The sequence below is a fragment of the Corynebacterium sp. LK10 genome, assembly GCF_008042455.1.
Classification (GTDB): domain Bacteria; phylum Actinomycetota; class Actinomycetes; order Mycobacteriales; family Mycobacteriaceae; genus Corynebacterium; species Corynebacterium jeikeium_D.
The window spans coordinates 269,485-277,749 of sequence record NZ_NOVT01000022.1; the positions used below are offsets into that span (position 1 = coordinate 269,485).

8 protein-coding genes are annotated in these 8,265 nt (G+C 59.3%); all 8 read right to left on the reverse strand.

Annotated elements, in window-relative coordinates:
* Nucleotides 1-5: 5 nt before the first annotated feature.
* The 8 genes from CHU70_RS10610 to CHU70_RS10645 all read right to left on the reverse strand — a co-directional run bounded on the left by CHU70_RS10610 (nucleotide 6) and on the right by CHU70_RS10645 (nucleotide 7,427).
* Complete coding sequence (locus CHU70_RS10610) at nucleotides 6-275, reverse strand: hypothetical protein (RefSeq protein WP_048733379.1); 270 nt, start codon at nucleotides 273-275, stop codon at nucleotides 6-8.
* Between the two features lie 6 nt (nucleotides 276-281).
* A complete protein-coding gene (locus tag CHU70_RS10615) occupies nucleotides 282-1,322 on the reverse strand; it encodes an HAD-IIA family hydrolase (RefSeq protein ID WP_147739806.1) in 1,041 nt (346 codons plus the stop codon).
* Between the two features lie 120 nt (nucleotides 1,323-1,442).
* Nucleotides 1,443-2,609, reverse strand: a complete 1,167-nt coding sequence (locus CHU70_RS10620; RefSeq protein WP_370547841.1) for a hypothetical protein — start codon at nucleotides 2,607-2,609, stop codon at nucleotides 1,443-1,445.
* A gap of 94 nt (nucleotides 2,610-2,703) precedes the next feature.
* On the reverse strand, nucleotides 2,704-3,597 hold the full coding sequence (locus CHU70_RS10625; RefSeq protein ID WP_147719012.1) for an RNase H family protein: 894 nt from the start codon (nucleotides 3,595-3,597) through the stop codon (nucleotides 2,704-2,706).
* 44 nt (nucleotides 3,598-3,641) lie between these two features.
* A complete protein-coding gene (locus CHU70_RS10630) occupies nucleotides 3,642-4,400 on the reverse strand; it encodes an ABC transporter ATP-binding protein (RefSeq protein WP_147719011.1) in 759 nt (252 codons plus the stop codon).
* Nucleotides 4,397-5,440 carry an iron chelate uptake ABC transporter family permease subunit gene (locus CHU70_RS10635; RefSeq protein ID WP_053087318.1) on the reverse strand — a complete coding sequence of 348 codons (1,044 nt, stop codon included), beginning with the start codon at nucleotides 5,438-5,440 and terminating at the stop codon, nucleotides 4,397-4,399. Before CHU70_RS10635 ends, CHU70_RS10630 begins: the two co-directional genes overlap by 4 nt.
* Complete coding sequence (locus CHU70_RS10640) at nucleotides 5,433-6,380, reverse strand: ABC transporter permease (protein WP_049171656.1); 948 nt, start codon at nucleotides 6,378-6,380, stop codon at nucleotides 5,433-5,435. The genes CHU70_RS10635 and CHU70_RS10640 overlap by 8 nt, the downstream gene beginning before the upstream one ends.
* A 39-nt stretch (nucleotides 6,381-6,419) precedes the next feature.
* Nucleotides 6,420-7,427: a siderophore ABC transporter substrate-binding protein gene (locus CHU70_RS10645; protein ID WP_070549823.1), complete on the reverse strand. Its 1,008-nt coding sequence runs from the start codon at nucleotides 7,425-7,427 to the stop codon at nucleotides 6,420-6,422.
* Nucleotides 7,428-8,265: the final 838 nt, after the last annotated feature.

Here is an 8,265-nt window from a genome sequence, read left to right on the forward strand (position 1 = left end):
CGCGTTCACTTTCCTTCCCTGCGTGACGAGCCCAGGGCCTCATACAAAATCTCATGCGCCCGCTCAAACTGCGCGACTCTCTCCTGCGGAGTTGGCGCAGGTGCAGACAGTGCGGCCGCCACCTGCTCGCGGACATCCTCCGGAGTTACCTCGCGCGCGCCGGGCATCGCCGCCGGGCTAGGTGCCGGGTTAGGTACAGATGCAGGGCCGGGTTTCGGCCCCGGCACAGGACCAGACCCCTGCCCCTGCCCTGGCTTCGGTGCGACCTCACTCATCGGCTATCACTTCCGCCAGGCAGCCAGAGCCGCCTCAGCAGCTGGCCCCTCCGCGCGGACCTGCGCGACCTCGACCGCGCCAGCACGACCAGCCTCAGAGTTCCACACCACATCCGCGACCGTCAGCAGAGCCGCCACCGCAGCCTCCGCCGGATTCGCCAACCGAGGATCTTCCGTGTCACCGCCAGAAAGAACGATGACACCGGCCTCCGCGCCGTCGTAACGCGCAGTGAAACCAGCCTGCGGAGCCGGACGTGCCTGATCCAGCTCACGATTCAGCGCGGTCATGTCAGCGCCGATGAGCGTCGGACGGTGCTCAGGCGGCGCTGCGACGACATCCATATGCGTGGAAACGCCCGTGACCACCATAAACGTGTCTATCTTTGCAGCGTTTCCGCCCGCGATGTCGGTATCGAGACGGTCACCGATTGCCAGCGGATTCTTCGCACCCACACGCTCCGCCGCCTTAATGAACATCGGCGGTTTCGGCTTGCCCGCCGACAGCGGAGCCACGCCCGTGGTCGTCGAAATCGCCGCAGCGACCGAACCATTACCGACCAGGAAACCGCGCTCCGACGGCAGCGTCGTATCCAAATTCGACACCAGGAAGCGCGCACCTCGCGACACCGCCAGCGCCGCCTCCGACATCTGTTTCCACGTCATCTCACGGTTAAGCCCCTGGAACACCGCCGCAGGGTTGTCATCAGCGGAATCCACGAGGTTGTACCCCGCCTCACGAGCCAACTGCTTAAACGACTCCGCACCCAGCACAAAGACGTTCGAGCCCGGCTCAATGACCTCCGCCGCCATCTCAATGGCCGCCTGCGCCGACGTCATCACATCGTCCGCATGAACGTCATAGCCCAGCCCATTGAGCTGATCCGCCACGGTCTGCGGCGCGCGCGAGGCGTTGTTCGTAATAAACACCATCGGCAGCGCTGCCTCAGTCAGCCCCTCCAGCGCGTTCGGAATCGCCGCGCCACCCTCGTAAATCGTGCCATCCAGATCCAGCAGAGCGGCATCATAGGAAGAAGCGACAGAAGCCATGGGGGTTCATTTCTCCTTTTACGAAATAGGAACGCTTTACGACGAATTGTAGATGCGCAGCCGGATTGCGCCAGCGGTGCGTTAGCGGTGGCTGATGTTGCGAGCCGGCAGCTGGGCTGATTACTTGCTCAGCTCTTCGATGCGCTCGCGAGCATCGAGCATCTGGTCCACATCGATCTTGGCGCAGCGGGTAAACCACACCTTGGCATCATCTTTACGACCGGCCTCCACCAGCGCATCAGCGTAGGCGTAGAACAGACGAGCTGCTTCGAAATCCTCGCGGTCCGGGTTCAGATCCTGGGTCTCCAACTCAACCAGAGCCTCATCGATCTGGCCCATATCGCGGCGGGCACCGGCGGCGACGATAGCCAGCTCAGTCTTGGACTCGTTGTCCAGCTGCTTGGCTTCCTCGGAGCGAGCCAGCTCAATGGCCTTTTCTGGACGGCCGAGGCCGCGCTCGCAGTCCGCCATGACCGCGAGCATGCCCGGGCCACCGGAGATGCGGCGAGCAGCACGCAGCTCCGCCAGGGCTTCCTTCCACTCACCTGCGTGGTAAGCAGCAACACCAGCGGTCTCACGAACGACACCGACGCGACCAGCGCGGTCCTTCGCTGCGCGGGCGTGCTCGAGGGCACGCTTCGGGTCTTCAGCCATCAGGATTGCGGACATAATCATGTGACGAGCAACCTTGTCGGCGTTGTCCTTAGCCAGGCTCTTCAGATCCTGGCGCACGCTCGGGTCGAGCTCGTCTGCGCGAATGTCATCTGGCAGCTTCGGCTCGTTCTTGCGAGCCTCAATGCGCTCCTCGCGAAAACCTGGGCGCTGCGGGCCGGTGCGGTGCGTACGCTTCTCATCCTGGAAGCGGCCACCACGGTTGGAGCGACGTGGCTTGCCGCCACGACGGTCGAAGTTGCGGCCTCCCTGGCCACTGCGTCCGCCCGGGCCGCGACGATCATTGCGGTCATCGCGGTTGTAGCCACGACCGCCACGGCCACCGCGGTCATTGCGGTCGCCACGGTCGTCCCGGTTAAAGTCACGATCATCGCGATCATCACGACGGAAGCCCCGCGAACCACGGGAATCGCGGTTACCGCCATGACCACCGTGACCACCACGGCCACGACCACCCGGGCCACCGCCCTGTCCACGACGGTCGTTGCGGTTGCGCCCGTTAAAGCCGCCCTCGCCACGACCATGGGAACGGTTAGACCCGCGGTTTCCGCGATTTCCTCGGCCTTCGCCGGAACGAGGACCTTCGTGCTCAGCCATGAAGTCGGAGCTCCTTATAAGTAATGAGTAAAAGAATTTATGTGTTTTCAGGCTACCAGTAACCCCGGATTGCCTGGTGGTCTACCTAAAAGACCAAACTTTCATACTACCGCTAAGACCTGCCCACATTCCAGCCCAGCAAACGTGCGGAACCTGTGGCCTTCCCCACTGCCTCGGACAAATCCCAGACAGCCAGGCCAACCCAGTCGTCAGTGGTGAACTGCGCGGTAGCGGTGGTTCCCTCGACGCGGAGCTCATGCTCGGCATCCGAAAGCCCGTCTGGCACGGCGAGGTTGGCGCCCAGGGCGTCGTTAAGCAATGCCTTGAGTGCGCGGGCATTACCCTGCTCAGCGCGATGTGCGGCGCGGCGGAAAATGGTGAGCGCTTCCTTGGCGGCGTCCTCGGGTGTCACGGTGGTGTCGACGGCGAGGTCAAAGAGGCCTTCCTGCTCGAAGGTTGCGGCCTTGGGTGCCTTAGGCTCGGAACTAGGCGCGGGGGTGGTTTTTGTTGGCGCCGCATTCGTCTGCGCGCGACTACCCGAACCAGCGAAACCTGGCCCCTCCGGCACGGCGGTGCCCTTCTGATACGCGGTGGCGGCGGCGCGGGCACGCTGATCAGCAGCCTCGTTCAAGTCGTGACCGGAATGTCCCTTGACCCACTCGAGGTGGATATTGCGGCCGGCAAGCAGCTGGTCGATGTCCTGCAAGATATCGACGTTGAGGACGGGCTTGCCGTCGCGCTTCTTCCATCCCTTGCGTTTCCACCCCGGCATCCACTTAGTGACGGAGTTGATCACGTACTGCGAATCACACAGTACGAAAAGGGGCTCGTCGGGGATGTGCGCGGTGGCGCGGAGCAGCTCGGCAAGAGCGGTGAGCTCCCCGCGGTTGTTGGTTCCCTCTTTCCATCCGCCGGCGGCCCAGCAGCTGTCGTCGATATACCAGCACCACCCGGCAGGTCCGGGGTTGTGCAGGGCGGAACCGTCAACGGCAGCAGTAATAGTCATGAGGCTAGATTGTATCGGCTGCGTGGGTCCGGCCAGGAATTGCCTTAAGAGCCGTAGCAGGCGACCGGGCCGTGCGGGCCCTGGACGATGTCAATCTGAGTGTTGAAGATTGGGCTCAGAACCTCCGAACGCATCAGCTCTGCGGTAAGGCCGTGCTCTACAATCTGGCCATCCTTGACCGCACAGATGTAGTCGGCGTAGCGAGCCGCGAAATTGATGTCATGCAACACCACCACCATGGTTCGACCCAAATCGCGCACTGCAGTGCGCAGGTACGACATGATGTCGACCGAATGAGAAATATCCAGGTTGTTCAACGGCTCGTCGAGAAGCACGTAATCCGTCTCCTGACAGAGCACCATTGCGACATACGCACGCTGACGCTGCCCACCGGAGAGCTCGTCGAGGTAGCGGCCCTGGAGCGCCTCAAGATTGAGGAACTCAATGTATTGGGAGATGATGCGCTCGTCCTCGGCGGTCAGACGCCCCTGGCTGTACGGGAAACGGCCGAAGCTGACCAGCTGGCGCACGGTGAGGCGGGTGACGAAGTGGTTGTCCTGGCGCAGAATCGACAGCACCTTCGCCAGATCCTTCGACTTGGTCTTGCCCACGTTGTAGGGGCCGACGTTGATGTCGCCGGAATCGACGGCAAGGAGGCGGCCAATCATAGTCAAGAGCGTGGACTTGCCCGCACCATTCGGCCCAATCAGAGCCGTAATCGCATTGGTTGGAATTTCCAGGTCAACGGGGCCAATTGACACCTCGCTGGTATAGCTCTTGCTTACACTGTCGAGGAGAATCATAGCCGTCCCTTCTTCAAAACGACGTAGAGGAAGATCGAACCGCCAACCAGCTCGATGATGATGGACACCACGCCCTGGGCATAGAAAACGTGATTGAGGATGAAATACGCACTGGCCAGCGTGACGTAGCCGATTAGCGCCGCCATCGGCAGCACAAAACGATGGTCATAGGTATCCGCAGCCTGGTACGCAATGGTCGCGACCAGGAAGCCGAGGAATGTCATCGGGCCGACCATAGCCGTCGATACTGCCATCAGCACGGACACCGCAACCAGCACGGTGATGGACCGAACCTGGTAATTCACGCCCAGATTCGTCGCGACTTCACGCCCCAACGACATGACATTGAGGGCCCGCGAATGCAGCGCAATCACCACGATTGCCGCGATCACCAGCGGGATCGCCACCGGGAAAAACTCCGGGTCCGCGTTGTTGACAGAGCCGAACAGCCGCGCCGTCAGCAGGTCAAAATCCGAAGGCGTCAGCATGCGCTGCATAAATGTCGATACCGAGCCCAGCCCGCCACCGATAACAATGCCCACCAGCAGCATGCTGTGCATATCCGCGCCCTGCCCAGTCAACAGCCACGCATACAGCACCAGCGACAGCCCCACCATCAGCACGAGCTGCAGCACAAACGCCCCAACCGAGCCGGCATTCATCAGACCCGTCGCCCCGAAGAAGTACACCGCAGCGGTACTGATAGCCACGTACAGCGCTTCAAACCCCATAATCGACGGCGTAATAATTCGGTTATTCGCAATCGACTGGAACGCCACTGTCGCGACGGCATGGCAGCAGGCAACCACGATCATGGCAATTACGGCATCAAGACGCCGGCGCGCAATCAGCCAAAAACCATCCGTACCGAACGGCAACGGGTTGTCCCACGCAAGCAGGCCCGCCGTAAACAACACCGCCAGGCCCGCCAGCGCAGCAATGATAATCCAGTACCTGCGCGCCGCGGCGGCCGTGCTAAACGACGTCGTTTGCGGCCCGGCCTGGTCGGCCACCGTGTGAGTTGAACTGAGATTAAGCACGACGCCGCTCCACAATCAGATAGACGAAGATGGCAGCACCCAGGATGCCGAGAATCACCGATACCGGAATCTCGAACGGGGCGATAATGACGCGGCCAATCAGGTCCGCAATCGTCACAATGGCAATGCCCACCAGGCATACCCAGGGAAGATTGGAGCGCAGATCATCGCCACGGAACATGGAGACGATATTCGGGACGATGAGCCCCAGGAATGGGAGGTTGCCCACCACGACGGTGACCAAACCTGTTGCGATTGCAATCAGCCCCGTTCCCAGGAACACGATTCGCTTGTAGTTCAGACCGACGTTGGTGGCAATGTCCTCACCAAGCCCCGCAACCGTTAACCGATCGCTGAATACGAAGACGATTGCAACCACGATGACGACCAGCCACAGGAATTCGTACTGCCCTTTATAAATGGCAGTAAAAGAGCCTGCGAACCACACGCCTAGCGACTGCAGCATGTCCGTCTGTAACGCAAAGAAAGTCGAAATCGAACTGACTACCGCACCCAACATGATGCCCACGATGGGCACAACCAGACTTGACTTCAAAGCGACACGGCGCAAGAACAGGAAGAACACTGCCGTGCCGATGAAAGCGAAGATGATTGCCCCGCCCATCCGGCCAAGCATCGAGGCCGAAGGAAAGAAATACATCACGAAAATCAGGCCGAGACCAGCCCACTCCGTGGTTCCCGTGGTGGTGGGTTCGACAAACTTGTTGCGCGTAAGTAGCTGCATGACCAAGCCACACATCGCCATCGCGGCACCCGAGAGCACTAGTGCAATGGTGCGCGGTATACGCGTAGTGGCGAACATCTCCCAGCCGTCGTCGGCGCCCAGGATGTCGTATTGGCCTACAAACAGCGACATAGCCACCAGGACTGCCACAAAGGCAATCCCGATGGCTAGTCGGGAATCCAGTAACTTCTGCATAGAGTTGGTGAGGTACTCCTGTGACTGGTCAGAGAACTATTAGGCCTGCTCGAAGGCGTCGGCAAGCCCGTTCAGAATCTCCGTGTACGTGATGATGGACTCGTTGGTGTAAGTGTCCTCTGGGGCGTAGTAGATCTTGCCCTCCTTGACTGCCTTCACGTTCTTCAGCGGAGCGGCTTCCTCGACCACAGACTGTGCCGAACGGTACTCATCGGTACCGCGGACAGAGGTGCCAGCATCGCGGTCAAGCACCATGATGAAGTCCGGGTTTGCCTCAGCGATGGACTCGGCGGAAATCTCATCACCCTGGTGGTCATCGCTGGCCTTGTCGACCTCCAGCGCCGGCTTCATGCCAATCAGGTCGAACAGCGGGCCGAAGGTACGACCAACAGTCGGAGCAATGTAACCGAGGGTGCCGCCCGACGAGTTCAGCGCCATGACCTTCACGTCCGGGTTGTAAGCCTTGCGAGCGCGCTCCAGAGCCTTGTCAAAGTCTGCGATGAGCTGATCGGCTTCCTTCTCCTTACCGAAGATGGCGCCCAGGCCCTTAGCGTGCCGCTTGAGCTCCTCGTCCAGCGGCTTGCCCTCGCGCGGCTCAAACTCCACAATCGCGGAGTTCGGAGCGAGCTTCTTCAGGTCATCGTAGTACTTGCCGAAACGCTGACCGTTCACAATCAGGTCCGGGTCAGCAGCAGCAACAATTTCGAGATTCGGCTCGCGGTGATTGCCGATGTCCTGAACGTCAGGATTGTCCTTGTAGTCGGAAACCGTGAACGGGATAATCGGTTTAGGAGCTGCAGCCAGCTTAATACCCCACTGATCGAGCATCTCGAAGGAACGGTTATCCGTGGCCACAACAGAGTCAATCTCGGCAGGTACGGTCTGCTCACCATGATTATCAGTAACGGTAATAGTAGACTCGTTGCCTGCAGCTGCAGACTTATCCTCGTTACCGGCATCAGTAGAACAAGCACCAAGAACAAGTCCAAGGCTCGCAACAGATGCAACTACGATATTGCGAATACGGCCGGAGTTAGAACGCGCCACTTAAAGGCATCCCTTCGGTCACAGTAGGATTGTTAAACAAACGCCACTTAGACGCCGTTACCCAATCACTTACTTAGGTAATCATTACCTGTGAAACATTAGCTTAGGGTTCCCTATTTAACAAGTAAATACGTTATGAAATTACGCAATATTTAGGGCATATTTCGAACTTGGCTTAGCGTTGGCTAATTTGTGCTGGTAAAGGCACGATTGCAGCGTTCGCTAACGGGGGTAACTTGTGCCCTACGGAAGGTAACATGTGCACTATCGACGTATGTTTGGGTCTCGCTGGGCGTAGTTGGGCCTAGTTGGGCCTAGTTGACAATGAGCTTGCGAGCTTTGCTTGCGAGAATGGGCTGCGCTTGAATACGGGCTGTACACGCGATTGGAGGCTATACGTGTGAGTACAGGCTGCAGGCATAAATACGGGCTGCAAACGTGAAACTGTATGAGTTTATGACACTTTCAAGCGATCTTTCGCGCTATTTCTGTCATAAACGCAGTCAGTAACTTTAATTAGCCCACAGCCGCTGCCATAGACCCAGGAACTAACCCCGCATTCACCCGCCAATGACAGCCATAAAGGCAGTCAGTAACTCACATTGGGGTAAGCAGCGAAAGGTGCCAACCGGGCGATCCTCTAAGCGGACACGCCTGTGTCCATTAACCCGGACACCCTTTGCCCCCTTAAGCCTCAAGACACCGGTAAGCCCGCCTTCCGCTACCGAGCAGACCAACCCCTATTTAATCCCGTTTACTCGTGGGTAACAAAAAGTGGGCCGCAGCACCCAACCCCACACGGGAACTGGCTACCACGACCCACAAACAAAACAATTAT